This is a genomic window from Vibrio ouci, assembly GCF_004551525.1.
Classification (GTDB): Bacteria; Pseudomonadota; Gammaproteobacteria; order Enterobacterales; family Vibrionaceae; genus Vibrio; species Vibrio ouci.
The window spans coordinates 22,290-47,856 of sequence record NZ_SATR01000003.1; the positions used below are offsets into that span (position 1 = coordinate 22,290).

A 25,567-nucleotide genomic window follows, 5' to 3' on the forward strand; every position below is an offset into this window, starting at 1 on the left:
AGTCGTTCGAGGAGTAAAGTGTGAACCATTGGCTTAAAAAGAGCGTATGGCTTTTAGCAGGAAGCTTATTGACGTCCCCGACTATGGTGGCGGCTAATGACTTTAGTGCCAGCTTTAAAGGCACAGACATTCAAGAGTTCATTAATATCGTTGGTCGTAACCTAGAAAAGACCATCATTGTTGACCCATCGGTGCGTGGTAAAGTCGACGTACGTAGCTACGATATGCTGACGGAAGAGCAGTACTACAGCTTCTTCCTTAATGTATTAGAAGTGTATGGTTTTGCTGTGGTTGAAATGGACAACGGCATTCTCAAAGTTATTAAGTCGAAAGACGCTAAAACTTCAGCGGTACCTGTAGTGGGTGATGGCTCCATAAGTGGTGATGAAGTTGTCACGCGCGTTGTTGCCGTACGTAATGTTTCGGTGCGTGAGCTTTCGCCGCTACTACGACAGCTAAACGACAATGCCGGCGCGGGTAACGTGGTGCACTACGACCCAGCTAACATTATCTTGATTACTGGTCGTGCTGCGGTGGTCAACCGTCTTGCTGACATTATTAAACGTGTTGACCAAGCGGGTGATAAAGAGATTGAAGTGGTTGAGCTTGATAATGCCTCAGCGGCTGAAATGGTACGTATCGTTGAAGCGTTGAATAAAACCACTGATACCAAAAATACCCCGGCCTTTCTCCAGCCTAAACTGGTTGCTGATGATCGCACTAACTCGATCTTGATCTCGGGCGACCCTCAAGTTCGTCAGCGTCTGCGCCGCTTGATCCAGCAGCTAGATGTTGAGATGGCTTCAAAAGGTAACAACCGCGTGGTTTACCTTAAATATGCCAAAGCAGAAGAGCTGGTCGAAGTTTTAAAAGGGGTTTCGGATAACCTGCAAGCTGAGAAATCAGCCGGTGGCAAAAACTCTAACTCGGCTCAACGTGGCGATGTTGTGATTGCCGCTCACCCGGGTACCAATGCACTCGTTCTAACAGCGCCGCCAGATATTATGAATGCGCTGCAAGATGTGATTGCTCAGCTAGATATTCGCCGCGCGCAAGTGTTGATTGAAGCCTTGATTGTTGAAATGGCAGAAGGCGATGGCGTTAACCTTGGCGTTCAGTGGGGCAACCTAGAAACTGGTGCGATGATTCAGTACAGCAATACCGGAGCGTCGATTGGTCAGGTCATGGTAGGTTTAGAAGAGGCCAAAGATACTACCACTACTAAAGCTGTGTATGATTCTGATGGTAATTTCTTGCGTAATGAGGACACTACTGAAAAAGGCGATTACTCGACGCTCGCGTCAGCATTGGGTAGTGTGAACGGCGCCGCGCTGAGCATTGCGATGGGCGACTGGACAGCACTGATCAGCGCGGTATCGACTGATTCAAACTCCAACATTCTATCTTCACCAAGTATTACCGTCATGGACAATGGCGAAGCCTCGTTCATTGTTGGTGAAGAAGTGCCGGTGTTAACGGGTTCAACCTCGGGCTCTAACAACGAAAATCCATTCCAGACTGTCGATCGTAAAGAGGTCGGTATCAAGCTGAAAGTGGTACCGCAAATCAACGAAGGTAACTCAGTTCAGCTGAATATTGAGCAGGAAGTATCTAACGTACTGGGCGCCAATGGTGCCGTCGATGTCCGTTTTGCTAAGCGCCAACTTAATACCTCTGTGATGGTTGAAGATGGTCAGATGATTGTCTTGGGTGGTTTGATTGATGAACGCGCGCTAGAGAGTGAGTCGAAAGTGCCAATTTTGGGTGACATCCCATATTTAGGTCATCTATTTAAGTCGACCAGTACCCAAGTAGAGAAAAAGAACCTGATGGTATTTATCAAGCCAACCATTATTCGTGATGGTATGACGGCGGATGGTATCACCCAGCGTAAATACAACTTTATTCGTGCTGAGCAACTCTACAAGGCAGATCAAGGTCTTAAGTTGATGGATGATGCACATATTCCGGTGCTACCAAAATTTGGTGAGGAAATTCGTCACCCGGTAGAGATTCAAGCTTTCCTTGACCAGATGGATAGCCAGTAATGGATGTAGCAGTTACGCCGGATTTTAAGCGTTTACCGTTTAGCTTTGCCAATCGCTTCAAGCTGGTTCTTGAACAAGGCGAGCAAGGCTTAGTGTTGTTCTATGTTGCGCCTATTTGTGTCGATGCCTTACGTGAAGTGAGCCGAGTTTGCGCTCAGCCGTTTACGCTGCAAGAAATCACTAAAGAGGCATTTGATAGCAAACTGACCGAAGCGTATCAGCGCGACTCTTCAGAGGCTCGTCAACTGATGGAAGACATTGGCGCGGATAGTGATGACTTCTTCTCTTTGGCAGAAGACTTACCGCAAGATGAAGATCTGCTTGAGTCGGAAGATGATGCGCCGATCATCAAATTGATTAACGCCATGCTTGGTGAGGCAATCAAAGAAGGTGCGTCAGATATCCATATCGAAACCTTTGAGAAGAGCCTTGCGATTCGCTTCCGCGTTGATGGCGTGCTGCGTGATGTATTGTCGCCAAGTCGTAAGCTGGCGCCGCTACTGGTCTCGCGCGTCAAAGTCATGGCTAAGATGGATATTGCAGAAAAGCGCGTGCCACAGGATGGACGTATCTCATTACGTATTGGTGGCCGAGCGGTAGATGTGCGTGTTTCGACTATGCCTTCTTCCCATGGCGAGCGCGTGGTAATGCGTCTGCTGGATAAGAATGCGACTCGCCTCGATCTGCACAGTTTGGGGATGACGGAAGTTAACCATAACGCTTTCCGTCAGATGATTCAGCGCCCTCACGGCATTATCTTAGTGACCGGTCCAACCGGTTCAGGTAAATCGACCACCTTATATGCTGGCCTAACTGAAATTAACAGTAACGAGCGCAATATCCTCACGGTTGAAGATCCGATTGAATTCGATATTGATGGTATCGGCCAAACTCAGGTTAACCCTAAGGTAGATATGACCTTTGCCCGTGGCCTGCGCGCGATACTGCGTCAAGATCCTGATGTGGTAATGGTCGGTGAGATTCGTGACTTAGAAACAGCGCAAATCGGTGTTCAAGCCTCTTTGACTGGCCACTTAGTGATGTCGACTCTGCATACCAATACTGCGGTCGGTGCGATTACTCGTCTGCGCGATATGGGTATTGAGCCATTTCTAATTTCCTCTTCTCTGCTAGGTGTGTTGGCGCAGCGACTGGTTCGTACTCTATGTCCAGACTGTAAAGAGCCGCATGAAGCGGACAAAGAGACCAAGAAGTTGTTTGGTCTGAAGAAGAAAGATGAGCTGACTTTGTATCGTGCTTGTGGCTGTGAAGCGTGTAACTTTAAAGGTTACCGCGGTCGTACTGGCATTCATGAATTACTGGTGGTCGATGAAGAAGTGCAAGAGCTGATTCATAGTGAGGCGGGAGAGCAGGCGGTCGAGAAAAGCATTCGCGAGCGTACGCCAAGCATCCGTCAAGATGGCTTAGATAAAGTGCGCCAAGGTGTGACTTCACTTGAAGAAGTGATGCGAGTGACCAAGGAAGGCTAATGGCAGCATTTGAATACAAAGCACTCGATGCACAAGGCAAAAATAAGAAAGGCGTGATTGAGGGCGATAATGCTCGTCAGGTTCGCGCCAGACTTAAAGAACAGGGACTGATTCCTGTTGAAGTGACCGAAACTCGCCAGAAAGCGAAAAAGCAAAGCAGTAGCCCGGCGACGTTTCAGTTTAAACGTGGTTTAAGCACCCCTGATTTAGCGCTAATTACCCGACAGCTATCAACGTTAGTTCAATCGGGTATGCCGCTGGAAGAGTGTTTAAAAGCGGTCTCAGAGCAATCGGAAAAGCCGCGTATTCGTACCATGCTGTTAGCAGTGCGCTCTAAAGTCACAGAAGGCTACACCTTAGCTGACAGCTTGGCGGACTTTCCTCATATCTTCGACGAGCTATTCCGCTCAATGGTTTCGGCGGGGGAAAAGTCTGGTCACCTTGATTCAGTGTTAGAGCGTTTGGCCGATTACGCTGAGAATCGTCAGAAGCTGCGTTCTAAATTACAGCAAGCGATGATCTATCCAGTTGTGTTGGTTGTGTTTGCGGTGTGTATTGTTGCCTTCTTATTGGCGGCGGTGGTACCCAAAATCGTTGGTCAGTTTGTCCAAATGGGCCAAGAACTGCCGCAATCGACTCAGTTCCTATTAGCGTCGAGCGAGTTTATTCAAAACTGGGGTATACAGCTGTTAATCGCCATCTTTGTCCTGATTTACTTGGTCAAATTTGCCCTCAGTAAACCAAATATCCGGCTGAGTTGGGATCGTAAAGTTATCTCATTGCCTCTGATTGGCAAGATAGCCCGTGGCCTAAATACCTCGCGATTTGCTCGTACTTTGTCTATCTGTACGTCGAGCGCGATTCCAATTTTGGAAGGAATGCGCGTTGCTGTCGATGTTATGTCGAACCATTACGTCAAACAGCAGGTCTTAGTGGCGACTGACAATGTTCGTGAAGGGGCAAGCTTGCGTCGCGCACTTGAACAAACCAAGCTATTTCCTCCTATGATGCTGCATATGATCGCCAGTGGTGAGCAGAGTGGTGAACTAGAGGGAATGTTGACGCGCGCAGCAGATAACCAAGATGCGAACTTTGAATCAACCGTCAATATTGCCTTGGGGATATTTACTCCCGCATTGATTGCGCTTATGGCCGGTTTGGTGCTGTTTATTGTCATGGCGACACTGATGCCAATTTTAGAAATGAATAACTTAATGAGTTCATAACCGTTTTAGCCTAGCTAGAGATTTAGTGGAGAGAGAAATGAACAAAAAAATGAAAAAACAGTCAGGCTTTACCCTATTAGAAGTCATGGTCGTAGTGGTTATCTTGGGTATTTTGGCAAGTTTTGTTGTGCCTAACTTACTGGGTAACAAAGAGAAAGCTGACCAACAAAAAGCGATTACCGATATTGTTGCGTTAGAAAATGCGCTTGATATGTACAAGCTAGACAACAGTGTTTACCCATCAACAGATCAGGGCCTAGATGCGCTAGTGAATAAGCCTTCAAGCCCAGAGCCGCGTAACTACCGTGACGGCGGTTATATCAAACGTCTGCCTAATGACCCGTGGGGCAATGACTACCAATACCTAAGCCCTGGTGATAACGGCAGCGTGGACATTTTCACTTTAGGTGCTGATGGCCAAGAAGGTGGTGAAGGTGCCAATGCCGATATTGGTAACTGGAACATTCAAGATTTTCAGTAAGCAATAGGGCTTTCTCGATTGAAAATGCGCCATCACTCTGGTTTTACGTTGCTTGAGATTTTACTGGTATTAGTACTGGTATCGGTAGCATCAGTAGCGGTTATCTCGACACTCCCTGTTAGTGCAGAAGATGGCGCCAAACAGCAGGCTCAATCACTCTATCATCGGGTTCAGCTTCTCAATGAAGAGGCTATGCTCAGTGGTCGTGATTATGGCCTGCATGTTGATGATAAAAAGTCCGTGTATGAGTTTTTTCATCTTACATCAGAAGGTTGGCAGCGCTTGGATAATGCCAATATTACCAGTCGAACAGAGTTAGAAGATAACTTAGCCTTGAGCTTAGTGTTGGGCGGTAATGTTTGGGCTAATAAAGATCGTCTATTTGAGCCTGGTAGCCTTTTTGATGAAGAGATGTTTGCTGAATATGAGCAAGAAAAGCGTCTTCCTCCGCCACAAGTATTTATTATGTCCAGTGGCGAAGTGACGCCATTTTCTATTGCTATTTACCCACAAAATTTGGATGCAGAGAAAGATGCGTGGCGAATAGTGGCAAAAGAAAATGGCCAGATTTTATTGCTGGCACCGGGAGAGTCAGATGAACAGCAATAAACGTGGTTTTACTTTGCTGGAAGTCTTAGTCGCACTAGCCATTTTCGCTACGGCGGCGATTGCGACGATTCGTTCGGTCAGCCAACATATTAATACCCTTAACTTCCTTGAAGAGAAGACCTTCGCCGCTATGGTGGCCGATAATCAAATGGCCAAGGTGATGCTATCTAATGGCAAGCTGCGTAAGGAAAAAGGCAAAGAAACTTTAGCGGAGAGGGAGTGGTTTTGGAGCGTCGAGCCAGTGTCGACCAGTGGCGATATGCTGCAAGCGTTTGATGTTAAGGTCGCGACCAGTGCCAAAGCGTCACCGATAGTGACGGTAAGAAGTTATGTACCGAAATAAGCGCTCAGGCCAACAAGGCTTTACTTTGATTGAAGTGCTGGTGGCGATAGCTATTTTTGCCAGCTTAAGTGTCGGTGCTTATCAGGTGCTAAATCAAATCCAGCGCAGTAATGAGTTGTCTCTAGAGCGCAGTGAACGCTTGAAATCACTGCAGCGTGCACTGGTATTTATGGATAACGACTTTCGTCAAATGGCTCTGCGCCAATCACGCACCAATGGTGAAGAGGCGTCTGGGCAACTTATCCAATGGCAAGATTACTTACTCGACTCGGATGCTAAAGGCGTGATGTTCGCTCGTTTGGGCTGGCATAACCCGCAGCAGCAGTTTCCTCGTGGTGAGGTAAGTAAGGTCGGCTACCGAATCAAAGACGAGCAACTTGAGCGAGTTTGGTGGCGCTATGTCGATACTCCGGCTGGGCAAGAAGGAGTGGTAATGCCACTACTGGATGGTGTCGAGTCGTTTGAGGTGCGTTTCTACGATGGCAGTCAGTGGAGTGATAGCTGGCAGAAGAGTTATCGCCTGCCACAAGCAGTGACGGTGACTCTAGAGCTGCAAGATTACGGTAAAATCGAACGTATTTATCTAACTACAGGTGGCACGCTTGAAGGTGGCGAGGAGTCGGATAATGATGGTTAAAAAGCAGCGCGGCGTTGCGCTTATCATCATTTTGTTGCTGCTAGCGGTGATGGTCACGATTACCGCCACTATGGCAGATCGCCTATTTGGCCAATTTAAGCGCGCAACCAACCAGATTAATTATCAGCAAGCATACTGGTATAGCTTGGGTGCAGAAGCGTTGGCCAAAGCGGGTATTGAGCAAAGCTATAAAGATTCAGACACGATTAACTTGTCTCAGCCATGGGCACTCGAAGAGCAAACCTATCCACTCGACTTTGGTACCTTGTCGGGTCGTTTAGTTGATAAACAAGCGTGCTTTAACATCAATGCGTTGGCGGATGTTGAAGTGACCGCTGGTTCAGATAAGGCTCCATACTTGGTAGAGGCTTTTCAACATTTACTCGAAGAGCTGGAAGTTGAAAACTACCAAGCAGAAACCATTGCCCAGTCATTGTGGGAGTATGTTGATAGTGACAACGCCGTTAACTCGACCAGTGGTGTCGAAGACAGTTTTTACGAATCGATGTCACCAGCGTATATGACGGCAAATAGCCTACTGGCAGATGGTTCGGAGCTGAGAGCGATCAATCAAGTCTCTGGCGAGGTAATGGAAAAAGTGCGCCCGTATATATGTGCGCTGCCAACGTCTGATTTTCGTCTTAATGTGAACACCTTAAAGCCAGAGCAAGCGGCGCTGTTGGTGGCTCTGTTTCACCCCGCTCTTGGCTTAGATCAGGCCAAACAAGTGTTAAAGAACCGCCCCTTTGATGGTTGGGGCAGTATTGATGATTTTTTAAGTGAAAAAGAGCTCTCTTCAGTCAATAAAGAGCAAAAGAAAGAAGCCAAAGGTTACCTTGCGGTAACGAGTGTTTATTTTGAATTGGATGCTGAATTGCTAGTCGGCGACTCTCGAATGAGAGTGCGTAGCTTGCTATTTAGCGAGAATAAGGAAACTGCGACGGTGATACGCCGTCGCTTCGGAGGTATCGGTGAACGAGTTTCTGATCGTTCGACTGAGCAATAATACGGCGCAAGCTATTCAATGGATAGTTTGGTCACAATCGCAACAAGAGGTGATTGCCAGCGGTGAGTTATCAGACCGTTCAGCATTGCCTGAATTGGCTAACTATGCCCAAGGTCGTCGCACTCTGGTTTTAATCTCGGCGCAAAGCTTAGTGCTGACGGATGTCGAGATTCCTGCCGGTGCGAGTCGTCAGTTCGAATCTATGTTGCCGTATGTATTGGAAGATGATTTAGCCCAAGATGTCGATCAGTTGCACTTCTCAGTGTTAAACAAAGGCCAAGGGCGAGCGCAAGTGTGTGCGATTGACAGGGTTTTCCTTGAGCAATTGCTGAGTGACTTACGCGAGCAAGGCTGTCAGATCCATCAGGTGATGCCTGATGTGTTGGCTCTGCCAGATGTTGAAGGTATTTCAGCGGTAGAACTTGGCGGTCAATGGCTACTTAAAAAGTCACCTTATTCAGGTATGGCGATTGAAAGTGATTGGTTAACGCTGATCGCTCAGTCGGAGTGGGTTAAAAGCGACGAGGACTTTTTACCGCTTACCGCCTATTCGGCGTTGCCCAATCTTGAATTGGCTGAAGATCAGCAGTGGCAAAATGGCGAGCCTAAACTGGTGATGCAATTACTCGCAGAGCAGGCGCTGACTAGCAAACTCAACCTTTTGACCGGTGTATTTAAGCCGAAGTCTTCTTTTAGTCGTCACTGGAAGACATGGCAAAAAGTGGCAAGTGCAGCGGTATTTCTGCTCGCGGTTGTGGTGGTCGATAACGTGCTTAAAGTTCAGCGCTTTGAGGCGCAGGCTTCCGCTTATCGAGCTGAAAGTGAACGCATCTTCCGTCAATCTTTACCGGGTAAAACTAAAATCCCTACGGTGAGTTATCTCAAACGAGAGATGAACCGAGAAGCGGAGCGTTTATCTGGCGGGGCAGATAGCAGTGCACTGCTGAGTTTAATGGTTAAGCTGCCACCACTACTGAAACAGGTCCCTGGGCTAACTTTGACCAGCTTTAAGTATGATGAAGGTCGTAATGAAGTGCGTTTGCAAGCGCAAAGTAAAGACTTCCAGACTTTTGAGAAAGCGGCCGAGTTACTCGGTGGTCGTTTTGCTGTTGAGCAAGGGCAGCTCAATCGTTCTGGCGGTAACGTCAATGGCTCGTTTGTTTTAAAACCACTGTAAGGAGTGAGTATGAAAAATCTATTAGCCTCCCTCCAAACATGGTGGCAGAGTATTTCGCAACGCGAGCAGCGACTTGTGATTGCCTGCACGTTATTAGTTTTAATCGGTGGCCTGTATTGGGGCGTTGTTCAGCCAGTTGTAACCCGAGCGGATAACGCTCAGATGCGCATTCAAAGTGAAAAGCAGTTGCTGGCTTGGGTAAAAGATAAAGCCGATGAGATTGCTGTGCTTAAAGGGCAAGGCGGTAAGAGTGTTTCTGGTTTGCCTATCAACCAAGCGGTGTCATCAAGTGTGCAACGTTTTAAGGTTGAATTGATTCGCGTCCAGCCACGTGGTGATGAATTTCAAGTTTGGGTTGCACCTATGCCATTTAATCAGTTTATGAATTGGGTGGCCTTTTTACAGGAAAACTACGGTATCGGCGTTGTCTTCCTTGACCTTGATAAAGGCGCTCAAGAAGGCATGGTAGAAATCAATCGACTGCAATTTGGCCGAGGGTAGAAGCGTGAAAAAAATCATTCTATCGGGCCTGTTTCTTGGTGGCGTGTTGTCGACCAGTGCCTTGGTTCATCTGCCAGCTCAATTTGTGGTGCAATACGTTCCGTTACCGAACCAACTTAGTTTAGTCGGCGTAGAAGGGACGGTATGGCAAGGCTCAGCTCACCAAGTGACATGGAATGGCCAAAACTACGGTCAATTGAACTGGCAATTGAGCCCAAGCCAGTTATTGGCGGCTAAGCTTGAAGCCAAAGTTCGTTTTGGTCGTGGTAGTGATATTCAACTTCAAGGGCGCGGAGTGGTCGGCTATGCGTCAAGCGGCCCTTATGCCGAGAACGTCATTGCATCAATGCCAGTGACTTCATTGCTCGAAGTGGCGCCTAGTTTACCCGTACCGCTAGATCTTAATGGTCAAGTTGAGCTGAGTTTGCGCTCTTACGCCTATGCTGCGCCGTTCTGTCAGGCCGCGGAAGGCAGTCTGGTTTGGAATACCGATGTGATTGGTTCGCCACTCGCCGAGTTAGCGACAGGGCCGATCGTTGCCCAGTTCAATTGCCAAGACAGCAAGGTTGAGGTGTCTGCCGAGCAGAGTAGTGATCAGGTTGTGAGTAGCGCGAATGTGACGTTAGAGCCAAACCGAAGCTATGTCGCGACGGCGTGGTTTAAGCCACAAAGTGATTTTCCTAGTGAGTTAACGCAGCAATTGAAGTGGTTGCCGAATCAAGCTGACTCGCAAGGTAAGTTCCCATTTACTTACCGCGGTCGTTTATAAATCGCGGCTGTTAGGCATTGTAAGATAGAGAAAAGGGCAGCTACGAATAGCTGCCCTTTTATTATTTACTGGCTGGGAAGCTGATTTGGACTTTTAATCCGCCGCCACTGCGGTTATTGACGATCACTGAGCCATTATGCTGGCTGACGATACGCTTAACGATAGCCAGACCTAATCCAGTCCCTTCACTGCCTCGAGCAGTATCGCCGCGAGTAAAGGGTTCAAACAGTTTGCCAATCTGGCTCTGCTCAATACCTGGGCCGTTATCTTCGATGCAGACCCACACCAGTTTATTGTCAGCGGTGATGCCAGTGCTGACTTTAATCCAGTCATTACCATAGCGAATCGCATTGGTGACTAGGTTGCTGACAGCGCGTTTAATCGCAATTGGGCTACCAATTGTCTCTTTGAGCGGCTGGTGGAGCTCGGTTTCAATCTGAACCTCATAGCCGCCCTCAGACGATGCTACATCATTGGCAATATCATTCAGATCGACGGGAATGAAAGAGTCTTTGTTAACTGGCTTTAGGTAGTCCATAAATTGACTGATGATTTCATTACACTCTTCGGTATCACTGATGATGCCCTCGGCAAGATAACTGTCTTCTGGCGACATCATCTCTGTCGCTAAGCGAATACGCGTTAACGGAGTGCGCAAGTCGTGGCTGATCCCCGCCATCAATAAAGCGCGGTCTTCTTCAAGCGCTTGAATGCCTTTCGACATCTGATTAAACGCGCGAGTCACTGAGCGTATCTCAGAAGGCCCTTTTTCTGGCAGTGGTGGAGGAATCTCGCCGCGGCCTACGCCTTTTGCTGCCTTTTCTAGCGCGATCAGTGGGCGGTTTTGTAAGCGGATAAACAGCCAACCACCGGCAACAATTAATAGTGCCATGATTAAGCTATTGCGAAATAGCGGAGTGAAGTCCTCTTCTTGCAGCTCAGAAAGCGGGATACGTAGCAACGAGTCGGGTAGCGACTCAATCTGCATCCACAGTACATAACTGTCACTGCCCAGCATCATACGCACATCAGTTGGGGAACCGAGCTCATGGGTCATCTCTTCACTCATCAGGTCGATAGTCACCGCATGGTAGTACTCATCTGCCATTGGGCTGTCTTTAGCGTGAATTGTCACCCCAAGCTGCTCTAGAACACGGCGGCGCAGTGGCGCATCCATTTCTAGCTCATCTGCCATGATCTCTGAATCATCCAGCATCAAGTTGATTTCGTGGCCAAGGATCTTATTGAACTGCTGCAAGCTAGGCATTAGAGCGTAGTTGAACACGGCGTAATAAGAGTAAACCTGACTGGCAATCAGTAGGGTCAGGAAGATAAGTATGGATTGAGTAAATGAGCTGCGGATGCGCATAACACCAACCTTGAGCGAGTTACGGTGGTCAAAACAAAGAGTGCGAGACTTGGTCTCGCACTCTATCAGTAGTTGTTTATTTTAGGCTTCTTTACCGTCTGGGACAAAGACGTAACCTAAGCCCCACACGGTTTGAATGTAGCGGGGTTTGCTTGGGTCAACCTCAAGCATGCGGCGTAAGCGAGAGATTTGCACGTCAATCGAGCGCTCCATCGCAGAGTACTCGCGGCCACGTGCCATGTTCATCAATTTGTCACGCGACATAGGTTCGCGCGCATTGGTGACCAGTGCTTTAAGAACCGCAAATTCACCGGAGGTAAGTGGCATCGCTTCATCGTCACGGAACATTTCACGCGTGCCTAGGTTTAAGCGGAAGTCACCAAACTCAACCACAGACTCTTCACTGCTTGGTGCGCCAGGCAGTTCAGTAGTTTGACGGCGCAGTACCGCTTTAATACGAGCCAAAAGCTCACGCGGGTTAAACGGTTTTGGTAGGTAGTCGTCAGCACCCACTTCAAGACCAACGATACGGTCAATCTCATCGCCTTTTGCGGTCAGCATAAGGATAGGAAGAGTGCTGTTTGCATTACGTAGACGGCGACAAATGGATAGGCCATCTTCACCTGGTAGCATTAAGTCTAATACCATCAAGTGGAAAGTCTCACGCGTTAGCAGGCGGTCCATCTGCTCACTGTTAGCGACACTGCGAACTTGGAATCCTTGTTCAGACAAGTAACGTTCTAGTAGTGCACGAAGTCGTGCATCATCATCGACAACTAAGATTTTGTGATTTTCTTGCATGTAATGGTTCCACCTATTGAATAAGCTTACGCAAACTTTGGGTAATGGAATGTTTACTCAATTGCGCAGCTTAAAATGTAACACTGTTCCAGTTCTATTGGCGCAAAGAATTGTTAACGTTTATTTCCTTTTTAGCTAATGTATATCTGAACTTCAATTTAATAGCGTCAGAAATATGAAAACAAACCTAATTACGCGAGAAGGTTATGATCGACTTAAGCAAGAGCTCGATTTTTTGTGGAGAGAAGATCGCCCCGAAGTCACCAAAAAAGTGACTTGGGCGGCGAGCCTTGGCGATCGCAGCGAAAATGCTGACTATCAGTACAATAAGAAGCGTCTGCGTGAGATCGATCGCCGCGTTCGTTACCTGCGCAAGCGCTTAGAGCAGGTCAAAGTAGTCGATTACTCTCCGCAACAAGAGGGCAAGGTCTTCTTTGGTGCTTGGGTTGAGATTGAAAATGAAGATGGCGATACCAAAGCGTTTCGCATTGTTGGGCCGGACGAAATTTATGGTGATGCCAAAGGCTACATTTCGATTGATTCACCAATGGCGCGAGCGTTACTGAAAAAAGAAGTCGATGATGAGTTTAGCGTTAAAACGCCAGAGGGCTTCAAAGAGTGGTTTGTAAACAGTATCCGCTATAGTGAGTAGCGGCGAGGTTACTCATTTAATCGCTAAACAAAAAGTCCCGCATTGAGCGGGACTTTTTTTGTTGGCTATTTTTCGTAGTCTGGTTTGTCAGTGACGATATAGTTGCTGTCACTGGCGACCACCGCACCATATTTAAGGAAATTTTTGCCAAGGATCATGCTGTAATGGAATCGGCTGCGGTCTTGCAAATTGACGCGGATTTTCTTTTCCAAATCGCCAAGCGTGACATGCATTTCAACCACTGGACGCACATTGGCTTTCTCGCCTTGTTTGGCGGTAATCGTCATCGTATCGACTACTTTGCGGGTGAACTTCTCTTCCATCCCGACATCGTTTTGATAGGTAAAGCTGACCATCTGTTGGCCATCTTTTTTGAACATTTTGATGTTTTGCGCATTGATTGAGCTGACATCGGCGCCCGTATCGAGCTTCACTGGGAAGTCTAGCCCTTCAACGGTTGCCACTTCGATATGGCCAGCGGTGAACAGCGGGTAGGCATCAAGTAGGTGATCGGTTCTGGTATTGATCAGCACGCCATCTTTTGACATTTTTTGGCCAATGACAAAGTAGTCTTCCACTTCGTTCTCATCAAGTACATCAATCGCATATGGCATCTCGATATTCTTGCCATACAGGTTGAACGTGCCAAACACGACCGGTCTTATTGAATCACCGACACGCAGCTTTTTATTGATTGGCTTAGAGAACTGCTGCACATCACCTTGCGCATTGGTGAGGTAATAGGTCACCCAATCTTTGCCTTTTTTCTCAAACATCTCGAAGCTGACCACTTTTAGCAGCGGGGTTTTTACCACTAATGATGGTTCAGCTTTGAGTGGAATACCGTCGAGGACGAGATTCTCTTCTCCTGACACCTGCATCGCTTTGGACTTAGTGTTGAATGTTTTCGGAGAGTTACTCAGTAGCGACTTCTTACTGGTATCAATCATAAAACGTTTATTTAAAGTGCCCTTACCAAGGCGAAGCTGAGAGCTGAACTTGCTTCTATCAGTCAGGTAAACCATCCAGTATTGAGGTGTCTCACTGTTGGTATTAACTGGGACAAAGACCAACGGCTTTTCGTCCCCGCCCACATTGAGCATTCTTACTAGTGGCTGGGTCAGTTGGCTTTGTTTGCCGTCATCATCTTCGATAGTAAACGATACTTGCTGATTTTTATCATCGATCTTGATGTTGGTGGCATGCAATGAGCTGTAGTTATTTTGCAGTGAATAACTCACCTTCTGGGTTAGCCCGCCTATATCGACACTCTCTTTCTTGCCGATCAGCTGAGCATTTTTTTGTTCTTGAAGGTAGTCATAGCCTGCGAATACCCAAGCATTATCATCGAGATAGGTTTTACCGACCAAAATCGGCGCCGAAAACTGGTTACGGTTGGTCAGGTTGACGACAGTATCAACGGTTCTTCCGGCAATGGTGATTGGCATTCTGACTGTCGGGCGAAGAATCGGCTTCTCACTGGTTCGGCTACGGATGGCGCTAACATCTTCGAGATCATCCGTAATCTCTATCTCTTCACCTGTGTATGGCTGAGAAATGGTGAAGCTGACTTTTACCTGATAGGGAACAAAGGTATTGGCATCCCACACCGCTTTTGTGCCCCCAAGGTCATCGATGATTGCCCACAGTAACTCATCATCTTTTAATTTTTGGAACTCGGGGTTCGAGCTGCTGACATGGATATTATCGGCATGCATTGAGGTGGTATCAGCGCCGGTATCAATCTTGCCCGCGAACGAGATTCCGTCTAATTCTGGAATATCACTGAGGTAGACACTTTCAACGCGGCCAAGGACCAGTTTATCGTCGAGTTGGTAAATTGGGCTTTGGGTGGTGGCAGCAATAGGTTCTGCCCAAGCAATTGAACTCGCCAATAATGAGCTGGCTAAGGCTACCGCCAATGACATTTTATTCATTAAAATTTTCCGCATCAGTCTAAGAGAGAATTTGGGTGTATAGAAAGAGTAGGCAGTTTCTAATCAAGAAGTCTCGGATTTACCTCTAGTTTTGACACAATTTTGACCAATGTCCTACTGAGCGCCGTAATTTATAGGCTAATTTTCTGCGCTGCGTCGAAAGCATTGCAATATCTGATGGTTACCCCAATATATTGAACATACCCAATAGCTTTGAAGCGCACAGAAGCGAAAGCTGAAAACCCACATATAGAATTAAGAGAACACACGGATGAGCCAAGCTATCTGTAATTTGATTGCTCAAGAGCTAAATGTACGCTCAGAGCAAGTCATTGCTGCTGTAAACCTAATTGATGATGGTAATACGGTGCCATTTATTGCTCGTTACCGTAAAGAAGTGACCGGTGGCCTTGATGATACCCAGCTGCGTAATCTTGATAGCCGCCTCGCGTACCTACGTGAACTCAATGAGCGTCGTCAAACCATTCTGAAATCCATTCAAGAACAAGGCAAACTGACTTCTGAGCTGGAAGCGGAAATCAATCAGGCTGACAGTAAGACTCGCCTAGAAGATTTATACCTACCTTACAAACCTAAGCGTCGAACCAAAGGCCAAATCGCGATTGAAGCAGGTTTAGAGCCTCTGGCTGATAAGTTGTGGAATGAGCCACAAACCGAGCCAGAAAGCGAAGCTGCAAACTATCTTGATGCTGATAAAGGTATTGTGGATACCAAGGCAGCATTAGATGGCGCGCGTGCTATCGTGATGGAGCGCATTGCAGAAGACGCCAACTTGCTGGAGAAGATTCGCCATCACCTTAATCGTAGCGCTGAGCTCGTTGCTCGCGTGGTCGATGGTAAGCAGCAAGAAGGCGAAAAATTTAAAGATTACTTCGAACACAATGAAGCGATCAGCAAAGTGCCGTCTCACCGCGCATTGGCTATGCTGCGTGGTCGTAACGAAGGTTTCTTAACCTTAGCGATGAATGCGGATCCTGAGCAGGAAGAGGGCGCACGTCAGTCTTACTGTGAGACGATTATCAGCGATCACTACGGTATTTCTCTCAGCAGCGCTCCTGCTGATGGCTGGCGTAAGCAGGTTATTAGCTGGGCATGGCGTATCAAGGTTTCTATGCACATGGAAACCGAGCTAATGGGCGCTATGAAAGAGCGTGCTGAAATCGAAGCAATCGAAGTTTTTGCCACTAACCTAAAAGACTTGCTAATGGCTGCGCCAGCGGGTCCTCGTGCAACACTTGGCCTCGATCCAGGTCTACGTACAGGTTCAAAAATTGCAGTGGTGGACTCAACCGGTAAAGTACTGGCGACAGAAACTATCTACCCGCATCCACCGCAGAAACAATATGACAAGTCGGCACAAGTCGTTGACGCCTTGGTGCGTAAGTACGATGTTGATTTGATTGCGATTGGTAACGGTACGGCTTCACGTGAAACCGACAGCTTTGTTGCTGACCTGATCAAACGTGGCAACCTTAAGGTGCAGAAAATCATGGTCAGTGAAGCAGGCGCTTCGGTTTACTCGGCGTCAGAGCTCGCTGCAAAAGAATTCCCTAATCTCGATGTGTCGCTGCGCGGTGCGGTGTCTATCGCACGTCGTCTACAAGACCCATTGGCAGAGCTAGTGAAAATCGACCCGAAATCAATCGGTGTAGGCCAGTATCAACATGACGTGAGCCAATCTATGCTCGCTAAACGCCTTGATGCAGTCGTAGAAGACTGTGTAAACGCGGTAGGTGTGGATGTGAACACCGCTTCGCCTGCACTGTTGACTCGCGTTGCGGGTCTTTCAAGTACCATTGCGCAGAACATTGTTGATTACCGTGATGAGAACGGCCGCTTTGAAGCGCGTACCACGCTGAAAAAAGTTGCTCGCTTAGGGCCAAAAGCGTTTGAGCAGTGTGCTGGCTTCCTACGTATTATGGATGGCAAAAACCCGCTAGATGCGTCATCGGTTCACCCAGAAGCTTATCCAGTCGTGAAAGCTATCGCAGAGAAGAACCATAAAGATGTCAAAGGCTTGATTGGTGATACTCAATTCTTGCGTGGCCTACATGCCGTGGATTACACCGACGAGAGTTTCGGTGTACCTACGGTAACCGACATCATTAAAGAGTTGGATAAGCCGGGCCGTGACCCTCGCCCAGAGTTTAAGACAGCAACCTTTGCTGACGGGGTGAATTCGGTATCAGATCTTGAACCGGGCATGGTACTGGAAGGTGTGGTATCGAACGTGGCGAACTTTGGTGCGTTCGTTGATATCGGTGTTCACCAAGATGGTCTAGTGCATATTTCTGCTCTGACTGACCGCTACGTTTCTGACCCGCGTGAAGTGGTTAAAGCGGGCGATATCGTCAAAGTGAAAGTGATGGAAGTGGACGTGCAGCGTAAACGTATCGGCCTGTCGATGCGCTTAAACGATGAACCAGGACAAGATAACCGTTCTCAGCGCTCAAGTGCACCACGAGGTCAGCAGCGCCAACCGCAAGGCAATCAGCGTCGCCGCGAAGAATCGAATGGCAACAGCGCAATGGGCGGAGCATTTGCTGCCGCATTTGCCAAAGCCAAGCGTTAATCTGCCGTAAATCGGTAAAAAGACAAATCCCCGCAGTAGTAATACTGGCGGGGATTTTTTTGGGTATTACCTTATCGAGCTAATGCAAGATAAGGTACTACAACACCGCAATTACATCAGATGGAGTGTTGGGCACAACTGCATGTCCGTAATGAAACTTTATCACCGTCCTGCGTTTGGCCATCATTCCTTCCGATATCGCCGCATCGATTATGCGCCTCGGCAAGCGAAAGCGCATAGCATAGCCTTTACCTTGATGTTCGCTGTAACTATCGAGTGAAAGCAGTTTAAAAAGCCGTTCGATGGTATCTTCGGCCTGATAGTGAGAAGCGGCAACGACATCCTCCACATCATCCGTCTCATAGCTAGGGTGCTCTGAGGGATCCCATGAAGATTGTTTGCGCCGCTTATCGTCTGCTGTCACTTTTCGTTCGGCGTTGCTCTTGGCTAATGCAATGGTTGGAGCAATTGGCTCACGGACTTTATTGTCGCGTGCCGCTTGTTCCGTTTGCACATTAACCGATGGGGCGATCAGTGGAACGCTTACGTTCGTAGGTGATACGAGCATTGTTTGTCTCCTCACGCCCAACCGTTGGAGCGAACACTCCGTCGGTTAGTATATTTATCGACCAGTAGTGACAAATATTTAGCGCCAGCGACAATTATTTGAATGTGCCTAATAGAAACAAATGCTTAGGCTACAAATTGGCGCACCTTGTGACAAAACTCGTCAAACTCGGTCATAAATGGCGCATGGGAAGAGGCACTAAAGGTATGACTTTCACTCGCTGGTAGCAGGGTGTCGACATCGCTAGCAACCTTAACTGGCACCAAACCATCAAGTCGGCCATAGAGGCGTAGTGTCGGTGTGGTTAAGCGTTCTAATTCCGCTCGATAATCGATATCGGCAAGAAGCTTAAGACCCGCTAACAGTGAATCTGGGTTAGGCGCAGGGCGAGAGAGCACGGCTTTTTTGAGCTGTTTAACATCTTGTCTTGCTGAAGGGCTGCCCATAGCCTGCAGAGCCATAAAGCGCTCGACCGTCAGTTGAAAATCTTCAACCAATTGCTCGGTAAAGTTGCTGAGTACTTCTGATTTGATTCCGCGCCAACGCTTCTCGGCAGCAAACTTTGGTGAGCTCGCTACAGTAATCAGCTTTTGTACTCGCTCTGGGTGATTGAGTGCGATATGAGTTGCCAGTAAGCCGCCCAATGACCAACCAAGCCAAACCGCTTGTTGTGGTGCATCTGCTAAAACCTGACTCGCTAACTGTTCCATATTGGTGAAGCAAGATTGATGGCTATGACCAAAACCAGGGAGATCAACCACATGCACGCGATAGTGTTGGCTAAGAACATCAACAGTTTGCTGCCATACAGCACCATTCATTCCCCAGCCATGGAGTAGGACGATATCGTCGCCGCTGCCTGCTGTGTGCCAAAATAAAGGTTGTGAGTTGCTCTCGCTATGTACCACTTTTTCCATCCTTAAGCGTCAGTTTTGATCGTCACAATGGGCTTTTCCATTGCTGAGATTTTGCTCATGTTACCGCAAAGAGTGATCAAATACATCGCCGACCTGTTGCCACTCAACTGCGAGTTATGCGGCTTAGAGTTAGACCAGCAGCACAATGGATTTTGTTTTGCTTGTCGTAAAACCTTCTCACCGACACCGCGCTGCCAACGTTGTGGTTTGCCCTGTGTGACTGAAACGCCTACGTGTGGTGAGTGCTTGGTTACGCCTCCACCTTGGCGTCGACTTTACTGCGTTGGTGATTATCAACAGCCCCTATCAACCTACGTACATCACTTGAAGTATGAAGGTCAGTTCTGGCACACCCGAAAGCTGGTTGATTTGCTGATCCCCAACATAGATACCCCTGCTGAAGTGGTGACGTCTGTACCACTGCATTGGCGCCGACAGTGGCGTCGAGGCTTCAACCAGAGTGAGCTATTGGCGGCCTCGTTGGCTAAGCAGTTAGGGTGTGAATATCGGCCTATGTTTCGTCGTATCCGTTCGACCAAACAGCAAAAAGGGTTGAATCGGCGTGAGCGGCAGGTGAACTTGAACGGAGCATTTAAGCTGCTTAAAGAGGAAAGCCCTTATCGTCACGTCGCAATTATTGATGATGTTGTGACGACAGGCAGTACGGTGCAGCATTTATGCAAATTACTGCTTGATAGTGGCGTAAAAAGTGTCGATATTTACTGCATTTGCCGTACTCCAGACGTAGTAACTTAGCTGAATTTGATCAAAACGCTAGACCTCTAAATTTTCAGGAGTAAAATGGACAACAAATAGCCTACAAAATTACTCAGGTATTCGTCGTGTCAAATTCTATTACTATTACAGAAAACGCCCAATCTCATTTTGCTAACCTATTGGGTCAGCAGCCAGAAGGCACTAACATTCGCGTATTCGTGGTAAACCCAGGCACTCAAAACGCAGAGTGTGGTGTATCTTACTGCCCAACTGAAGCAGTAGAATCTACGGATACAGAACTTAAGTTTGAAGGTTTTTCAGCGTTTATTGATGAACTAAGCTTACCTTTCCTTGAAGACGCAGAGATCGACTTTGTGACGGATAAGATGGGTTCTCAACTTACGCTAAAAGCGCCAAACGCGAAAATGCGTAAAGTTTCTGATGATGCACCTCTTGTTGAGCGCGTAGAGTACGTGATTCAAACTCAGGTGAACCCTCAATTAGCGGGCCACGGTGGTCACGTAAACCTAGTTGAAATCACAGCAGAAGGCGTTGCTATCGTAGCCTTTGGTGGTGGTTGTAACGGTTGTTCTATGGTTGATGTAACTCTTAAAGAAGGCATCGAGAAAGAGCTTCTACAACAGTTCGAAGGTGAGCTATCAGCGGTACGTGACGCAACAGAACACGATCGCGGTGAGCACTCTTACTACTAAGACATTGCTCTAAATTGAATCAAATCGAGAGGGTTGGCAGCGATGCCAACCCTTTTTTTGTTTTCAAACTCATAAAATTTCTCATATATTAGGAACTTCAACTTTCGTATAGGAGCAAGCTTGTGGCTAAACGTACTCCACCAGAAATTCTAGATAAACAGACAGTTGCACAATCACGACTGTTCGCGATTGAAGCGCTGGATCTGCGTTTTAGCAATGGTGAGGAACGAACCTATGAGCGCATGAAGCCAAGCGGTCGTAATGCGGTGATGATGGTACCAATCACAGCTCAAGGCGATATTCTGTTAGTCCGTGAATATGCCGCGGGCACGGAGCGCTATGAATTAGGTTTTCCTAAAGGGTTGATTGACCCGGGGGAGACGCCAGAGCAGGCTGCAGTACGAGAGTTGAAAGAAGAAATAGGCCAAGGTTCGAATAAGCTGACACCGCTAAAAGAAGTGGTTTTAGCGCCGTCTTATTTCTCGAGTAAAATGACCCTATTCATCGCCGAAGATCTATACTCAGAAAAACTAGAAGGTGATGAACCTGAACCATTAGATGTGGTTCGTTGGCCGTTGGCGCAAGCTGAAGAACTGCTGACGCACCTCGATTTTAGTGAAGCGCGCAGTATTACCGCGCTATTACTCGCTCTACGCATTTTAAAATAATAATTATCGACCTTGCCTTGAGCAAAGGAGTTTAAGCGAGAGCGCAAAGGAATTTTTATGCCAATAACAGAAGATTTGTCTCACCATTTACCGTCCGTGATTGAAATTGCTCGCAGCGCCGGGCAGCTTATTCTCGATATTTACGAGAAAAAAGAGTACGAAGAGTTTACCAAAAGTGACGAAACCCCAGTCACCAGCGCAGATATTGCGGCGCATAAACTGATTACTGAGAAGCTATCGGACCTGACGCCGGATATTCCCGTACTATCGGAAGAAGCTGCGGACATTAGTTTAGATAAACGTTCACAGTGGGATCGCTACTGGCTCGTTGACCCACTTGATGGAACCCAAGAATTTATTGCTCGTAGTGGGGATTTTGCCACCATTATTGCTCTGATTGAGAACAATAAACCGGTGATGGGCGTGGTATACGGCCCTGTCTCTGGGGTGACCTATTACGCCTATCACGGCAAAGGCGCTTGGAAAATTCCAGATCTAAGCGAAAGTGTTCGTATCAAGACCCATCAACATGATGGCCCTAAGAGCCCGATAGCGATGGCCATCAGCCGTCGCCAAGATATCAATCGTATCACCGGCCGTATGAGCAGCGCTTGGAACTATGATTTAGTACCACTTGGCTCTGCTGCATTGAAAGCGTGTCTGGTTGCCGAAGGGGCGGTCGATTGTTACTTACGCCTAGGACCGACGGGGGAATGGGATACCGCTGCGACGCAATGTATTGTTGAAGAAGCGGGCGGACGCATCTTGAGTACTCAACTAGAGCCGCTTTCATACAACGAGCGTGATACGTTGGAAAACCCGAACTTTATTGTATTGGGTGATGAGAACTTACCGTGGGATGAAATCCTGCAGGTGAAGGACTAGTTAATCTAGATAGTCACTCCATAGAGTGACGAAGGAGCGAGTAGGGAGTCTTTGTCAGCTTTCTACTTGCTTTAAGAGATCCCAACTCGTTGGTTCCTCACTCTTGAAGATGGCGTAGTTAAACATGTCATTCCATAGAACGACGAAGGAGTGAGTAGGGAATCTCTCAAAAAATTCTGCTTTCTTCCCGCTTAAGCTTTCGAATAGACATCCCTATCGCCAAGCCATCGATCAATAATCGCGACAGCATTATCAGGATAGTTATCATGAATATGACGAGCGATGCGCTGAACTTCCGGAATTAAGCGCTGATCTCGTACTAAGTCGGCAATCTTAAAATCGGCCATGCCCGTTTGTTTTGTTCCGAGCAACTCACCTGGGCCACGGATCTCTAAATCACGCTGAGCAATCACAAAGCCATCATTACTTTCACGCAGCACACCTAAGCGTTTTTGTGCGGTTTTCGATAGCGGAGAGTGATAGAGCAACACACAGTGACTAGCAACACTGCCTCGGCCAACGCGGCCACGCAACTGGTGCAGTTGAGCTAAACCTAGGCGCTCGGGGTTTTCAATGATCATTAAGCTTGAGTTTGGTACGTCCACACCGACTTCAATCACGGTAGTGGCAACCAGAAGGTGCAGCTTATTGTCTTTGAAATCCTGCATTACTGCTTGTTTCTCGGCAGGCTTCATACGGCCATGGACTAAACCAATTTTTACATCGGGCAGTTTGCGTTGCAGCTCTTCTGCGGTATCGGCAGCGGCTTGCGCTTCGAGTACTTCAGACTCATCAATTAAGGTACATACCCAGTAAGCTTGTTTGCCTTCGTTCAGACAAGCGTTGCGTACTCGTTCGACAATATCCTCGCGCTTAGTATCTGGAATAGCGACGGTTTGAATCGGCGTTCTTCCCGGTGGTAGCTCATCGATTACCGAAGTTTCAAGGTCAGCATAGGCAGTCATTGCCAGAGTGCGCGGGATCGGTGTTGCTGTCATGATTAGCTGATGCGGGTAAGCGCCTTGCTTTTCACCTTTCTCACGTAGCTCTAAGCGCTGGTGGACGCCAAAGCGGTGCTGCTCATCAATAATCACTAATGCTAAGTGGTGGAACTCTACATGCTCTTGGAATAGGGCGTGGGTACCGACCACCATTTGTGCTTCACCACTGGCAATCTTAGCCAATTCGGTTTCTTTCGCTTTGCCTTTGAGCTTGCCTGCTAACCAGCCGACTTTAATGCCCATTGGCTCCAGCCAGTGGGCAAAGTTGATTGCGTGCTGCTCGGCCAGCAGTTCGGTTGGTGCCATCAAAGCAACTTGGTAGCTATGCTCGAGTGCACGTAGCGCGGCTAAAGCAGCAACCAAGGTTTTTCCTGAGCCGACATCGCCTTGAACTAAGCGCATCATAGGGTGAGGCTTTTCTAAGTCTTGCTCGATCTCTTGTACCACCCGTGCTTGGGCATTGGTCGGCGAAAACGGCAGTTGGCTGAGTAGCTGCTGTTTTAGGTTATCGCGCCTTGCTAAAGGCAGTGCAGCGTCCTGTTGCCCTTTGCTACGAACCGAGAGCATGGATAAGTTCTGCGCAAGTAACTCTTCCATAATCAGGCGTATCTGTGCTGGGTGCTTACCTTCATCAAACTGTTCTAAGTCGATGTTTGGCGGTGGGCGATGAATGGTATGCAGAGCCTGAGCAAGCGTCGTTTGCTGATCATAAAGCCCACTTGGCAGCAGCTCTTGTACAGCGGCTTTATCGAGTAACTCTAGTGCTTGGTCGGTTAGGTTACGCAGAGTCACTTGGCGCAGCCCATCCGTGGTTGGATAAACTGGGGTTAATGTCTGTTCGACATCGGCTTTTTGGTTCGGAGCATAGAACTTATAGTCAGGATGGACGATCTCTAAACCGTAGCCACCACGCTTAATTTCACCATAAGCATGGACGGTTTTACCTTCGGCAAAGTTGTTTTTCATCCCCGCAGTGAAGTTGAAAAAACGCAGTGTGATGGTGCCGTTGCCATCGCTAATTTTGACCGCAAGCATTTTGCGTTTGCCAAATAGGGTGTCAACACTCATCACCTTGCCTTGCACTGCAGCCCATAGTCCGGCGTGCAGCTTGGCGATGGGATAGATGCGAGTGCGGTCTTCATAACGAAGGGGTAGGTGAAACAGTAAGTCTTGAGCGGTAACAAGCCCAACTTTCGCTAGTTTCTCGGCCACTTTGGCGCCGACGCCGGTCAATGACGTTAAAGGAATAGCAGAGAGTAGCTGGGACATAAAAAAGCTCGATAAGTCATTCTATAAGTTAGTAATAGTTAACCATCGGGCTGTGTTTTTGTACAGGAAAAAATGAAGGGCGAAGAGCGGGCTGCGCCCTGCGAGAACGCTTCGCTTCGGGAACGGACTTCGTCCTTCGAGAGAAGGCTGAGGTCATATATCGTCATTCCCTAGACTGACGAAGGAAGGAGTAGGGAATCTCATTAAGTTTACGACTCACTTTAAGAGCTCCCCAACTCACTCATTCTTCGTTCTTGAGGATGACAGCTTAATTTATTTGAAACAAAAAGGGTTGACACGCAATGCCAACCCTTACAAGACTTCTCGCTTCTCGCTTCTCGCTTCTCGCTTCTCGCTTCTCGCTTCTCGCTTCTCGCTTCTCGCTTCTCGCTTCTCGCTTCTCGCTTCTCGCTTCTCGCTTCTCGCTTCTCGCTTCTCGCTTCTCGCTTCTCGCTACTTCTTCTGCATTTCTGCCCACCAAGCATCGTCTGCAACGATCTGGCCCTGGTCATCAAGTTGTGGGTAAGCCATACCTTTACGCTTAGCTACTTTAGCGAGCACAGGGTGGCCACGTTCAAAGAGCAGGCGGTGAATGGTTTCTTCTGGTACTGAGCTGACTTCGTTATCGTACATGCCAGCCGCTTCACGTTGACGCTGGGCTTCATACAGAATAACTGCACTGGCTACCGATACGTTGAGTGATTGAACCATGCCAACCATAGGTACGATGATGTCTTGATCGGCTAGCTGTTTAGCTTTTTCCGAAGCGCCGACTTTTTCGCTGCCTAGAATGATTGCGGTTGGCTTAGTGTAGTCAATTTCACGAAAATCGACTGCAGTATCAGACAGGTTGGTTACCAATACCTGCATGCCTTGCGCTTTCAGCTCAGTGATCGCCTCTTCAATGCTGTCGTGAGTCTCTACATCGACCCAGTTACGTGCGCCCGCTGATGTGTGGCTTAGGGTACGCATCTCATTTGGCCATACCGCATGAATTTTATGGATGCCGGTTGCATCAGCGGTACGAATCACAGCAGAAACGTTGTTTGGCTTATGGACTTCTTCAAGACACAGCGTTAGGTCTGCTTGACGCGCTTTAAGCACTTGTTGGATTCGGTTGTAACGTTCTAAATTCATAACTCTTTCTTACTTACAAAAATGTCCCTGAAACCTGAGGCTTCAAGGACATT

At 47.8% G+C, this 25,567-nt stretch carries 24 protein-coding genes; 17 read left to right on the forward strand and 7 right to left on the reverse strand.

Features of this window, described 5'->3' with window-relative positions; all coding sequences use genetic code 11:
* Nucleotides 1-20: 20 nt before the first annotated feature.
* Genes gspD through ELS82_RS03015 form a run of 11 tightly spaced genes read left to right on the forward strand, consistent with a single transcriptional unit; the run spans nucleotide 21 to nucleotide 10,287 of the window.
* A complete protein-coding gene (gspD, locus tag ELS82_RS02965) occupies nucleotides 21-2,048 on the forward strand; it encodes a type II secretion system secretin GspD (RefSeq protein WP_134834170.1) in 2,028 nt (675 codons plus the stop codon).
* Nucleotides 2,048-3,538 (forward strand): type II secretion system ATPase GspE, encoded by a 1,491-nt coding sequence (gspE, locus tag ELS82_RS02970; RefSeq protein ID WP_134834171.1) that lies wholly within the window; start codon nucleotides 2,048-2,050, stop codon nucleotides 3,536-3,538. Before gspD ends, gspE begins: the two co-directional genes overlap by 1 nt.
* On the forward strand, nucleotides 3,538-4,764 hold the full coding sequence (gene gspF / locus ELS82_RS02975; RefSeq protein ID WP_134834172.1) for a type II secretion system inner membrane protein GspF: 1,227 nt from the start codon (nucleotides 3,538-3,540) through the stop codon (nucleotides 4,762-4,764). The genes gspE and gspF overlap by 1 nt, the downstream gene beginning before the upstream one ends.
* Before the next feature lie 37 nt (nucleotides 4,765-4,801).
* Nucleotides 4,802-5,245 (forward strand): type II secretion system major pseudopilin GspG, encoded by a 444-nt coding sequence (gene gspG, locus ELS82_RS02980; RefSeq protein ID WP_134834173.1) that lies wholly within the window; start codon nucleotides 4,802-4,804, stop codon nucleotides 5,243-5,245.
* A 24-nt stretch (nucleotides 5,246-5,269) separates the two neighbouring features.
* Nucleotides 5,270-5,854, forward strand: a complete 585-nt coding sequence (gspH, locus tag ELS82_RS02985; RefSeq protein ID WP_167489208.1) for a type II secretion system minor pseudopilin GspH — start codon at nucleotides 5,270-5,272, stop codon at nucleotides 5,852-5,854.
* On the forward strand, nucleotides 5,841-6,197 hold the full coding sequence (gene gspI / locus ELS82_RS02990) for a type II secretion system minor pseudopilin GspI (protein ID WP_053438700.1): 357 nt from the start codon (nucleotides 5,841-5,843) through the stop codon (nucleotides 6,195-6,197). Before gspH ends, gspI begins: the two co-directional genes overlap by 14 nt.
* Complete coding sequence (gspJ, locus tag ELS82_RS02995; RefSeq protein ID WP_134834175.1) at nucleotides 6,184-6,834, forward strand: type II secretion system minor pseudopilin GspJ; 651 nt, start codon at nucleotides 6,184-6,186, stop codon at nucleotides 6,832-6,834. The genes gspI and gspJ overlap by 14 nt, the downstream gene beginning before the upstream one ends.
* Nucleotides 6,827-7,840 carry a type II secretion system minor pseudopilin GspK gene (gene gspK, locus ELS82_RS03000; RefSeq protein WP_134834307.1) on the forward strand — a complete coding sequence of 338 codons (1,014 nt, stop codon included), beginning with the start codon at nucleotides 6,827-6,829 and terminating at the stop codon, nucleotides 7,838-7,840. The genes gspJ and gspK overlap by 8 nt, the downstream gene beginning before the upstream one ends.
* A complete protein-coding gene (gene gspL / locus ELS82_RS03005) occupies nucleotides 7,806-9,017 on the forward strand; it encodes a type II secretion system protein GspL (RefSeq protein WP_134834176.1) in 1,212 nt (403 codons plus the stop codon). The genes gspK and gspL overlap by 35 nt, the downstream gene beginning before the upstream one ends.
* A gap of 9 nt (nucleotides 9,018-9,026) precedes the next feature.
* Entirely contained in the window at nucleotides 9,027-9,518 is a 492-nt protein-coding gene (locus tag ELS82_RS03010; protein ID WP_134834177.1) for a type II secretion system protein M, read from the forward strand.
* 4 nt (nucleotides 9,519-9,522) lie between these two features.
* The gene (locus ELS82_RS03015; protein WP_134834178.1) at nucleotides 9,523-10,287 is read left to right on the forward strand and encodes a type II secretion system protein N; all 765 of its coding nucleotides are present in this window, start codon (nucleotides 9,523-9,525) and stop codon (nucleotides 10,285-10,287) included.
* Between the two features lie 61 nt (nucleotides 10,288-10,348).
* Here the strand turns inward: ELS82_RS03015 and envZ are convergent, their stop codons facing one another.
* Together envZ and ompR are read right to left on the reverse strand one after the other, a co-directional pair.
* Nucleotides 10,349-11,656, reverse strand: a complete 1,308-nt coding sequence (gene envZ, locus ELS82_RS03020; protein WP_134834179.1) for a two-component system sensor histidine kinase EnvZ — start codon at nucleotides 11,654-11,656, stop codon at nucleotides 10,349-10,351.
* 81 nt (nucleotides 11,657-11,737) lie between these two features.
* Nucleotides 11,738-12,457 (reverse strand): osmolarity response regulator transcription factor OmpR, encoded by a 720-nt coding sequence (gene ompR, locus ELS82_RS03025; RefSeq protein WP_004410902.1) that lies wholly within the window; start codon nucleotides 12,455-12,457, stop codon nucleotides 11,738-11,740.
* Nucleotides 12,458-12,632: 175 nt separating this feature from the next.
* On the opposite strand from ompR, the gene greB reads away from it, so the two are divergent.
* A complete protein-coding gene (gene greB / locus ELS82_RS03030; protein ID WP_134834180.1) occupies nucleotides 12,633-13,109 on the forward strand; it encodes a transcription elongation factor GreB in 477 nt (158 codons plus the stop codon).
* Between the two features lie 65 nt (nucleotides 13,110-13,174).
* Here the strand turns inward: greB and ELS82_RS03035 are convergent, their stop codons facing one another.
* Nucleotides 13,175-15,046, reverse strand: a complete 1,872-nt coding sequence (locus tag ELS82_RS03035; protein ID WP_134834181.1) for a putative ATP-dependent zinc protease — start codon at nucleotides 15,044-15,046, stop codon at nucleotides 13,175-13,177.
* Between the two features lie 271 nt (nucleotides 15,047-15,317).
* Between ELS82_RS03035 and ELS82_RS03040 the strand changes: the two genes are divergently transcribed.
* Nucleotides 15,318-17,639 (forward strand): Tex family protein, encoded by a 2,322-nt coding sequence (locus ELS82_RS03040; RefSeq protein ID WP_134834182.1) that lies wholly within the window; start codon nucleotides 15,318-15,320, stop codon nucleotides 17,637-17,639.
* A 97-nt stretch (nucleotides 17,640-17,736) separates the two neighbouring features.
* On the opposite strand, the gene ELS82_RS03045 is transcribed toward ELS82_RS03040, so the two are convergent.
* Nucleotides 17,737-18,207, reverse strand: coding sequence for a hypothetical protein (locus ELS82_RS03045; protein WP_004410896.1), 471 nt, complete (start codon nucleotides 18,205-18,207; stop codon nucleotides 17,737-17,739).
* A gap of 125 nt (nucleotides 18,208-18,332) precedes the next feature.
* Entirely contained in the window at nucleotides 18,333-19,124 is a 792-nt protein-coding gene (gene bioH / locus ELS82_RS03050; protein WP_134834183.1) for a pimeloyl-ACP methyl ester esterase BioH, read from the reverse strand.
* Nucleotides 19,125-19,181: 57 nt separating this feature from the next.
* Between bioH and ELS82_RS03055 the strand changes: the two genes are divergently transcribed.
* The 4 genes from ELS82_RS03055 (at nucleotide 19,182) to cysQ (ending at nucleotide 22,107) form a co-directional block, all read left to right on the forward strand.
* Nucleotides 19,182-19,880 carry a phosphoribosyltransferase family protein gene (locus tag ELS82_RS03055; protein WP_134834184.1) on the forward strand — a complete coding sequence of 233 codons (699 nt, stop codon included), beginning with the start codon at nucleotides 19,182-19,184 and terminating at the stop codon, nucleotides 19,878-19,880.
* Nucleotides 19,881-19,966: 86 nt separating this feature from the next.
* Entirely contained in the window at nucleotides 19,967-20,554 is a 588-nt protein-coding gene (gene nfuA, locus ELS82_RS03060) for a Fe-S biogenesis protein NfuA (RefSeq protein ID WP_053438711.1), read from the forward strand.
* Nucleotides 20,555-20,676: 122 nt separating this feature from the next.
* Complete coding sequence (gene nudE, locus ELS82_RS03065) at nucleotides 20,677-21,222, forward strand: ADP compounds hydrolase NudE (protein ID WP_004410889.1); 546 nt, start codon at nucleotides 20,677-20,679, stop codon at nucleotides 21,220-21,222.
* A gap of 57 nt (nucleotides 21,223-21,279) precedes the next feature.
* Nucleotides 21,280-22,107, forward strand: a complete 828-nt coding sequence (gene cysQ, locus ELS82_RS03070; RefSeq protein ID WP_053438712.1) for a 3'(2'),5'-bisphosphate nucleotidase CysQ — start codon at nucleotides 21,280-21,282, stop codon at nucleotides 22,105-22,107.
* A 191-nt stretch (nucleotides 22,108-22,298) separates the two neighbouring features.
* Here cysQ and recG read toward each other — a convergent pair whose 3' ends face one another.
* Together recG and trmH are read right to left on the reverse strand one after the other, a co-directional pair.
* Complete coding sequence (gene recG / locus ELS82_RS03075; RefSeq protein WP_134834185.1) at nucleotides 22,299-24,377, reverse strand: ATP-dependent DNA helicase RecG; 2,079 nt, start codon at nucleotides 24,375-24,377, stop codon at nucleotides 22,299-22,301.
* Between the two features lie 453 nt (nucleotides 24,378-24,830).
* A complete protein-coding gene (gene trmH / locus ELS82_RS03085) occupies nucleotides 24,831-25,514 on the reverse strand; it encodes a tRNA (guanosine(18)-2'-O)-methyltransferase TrmH (protein WP_134834187.1) in 684 nt (227 codons plus the stop codon).
* Between the last annotated feature and the right edge of the window lie 53 nt (nucleotides 25,515-25,567).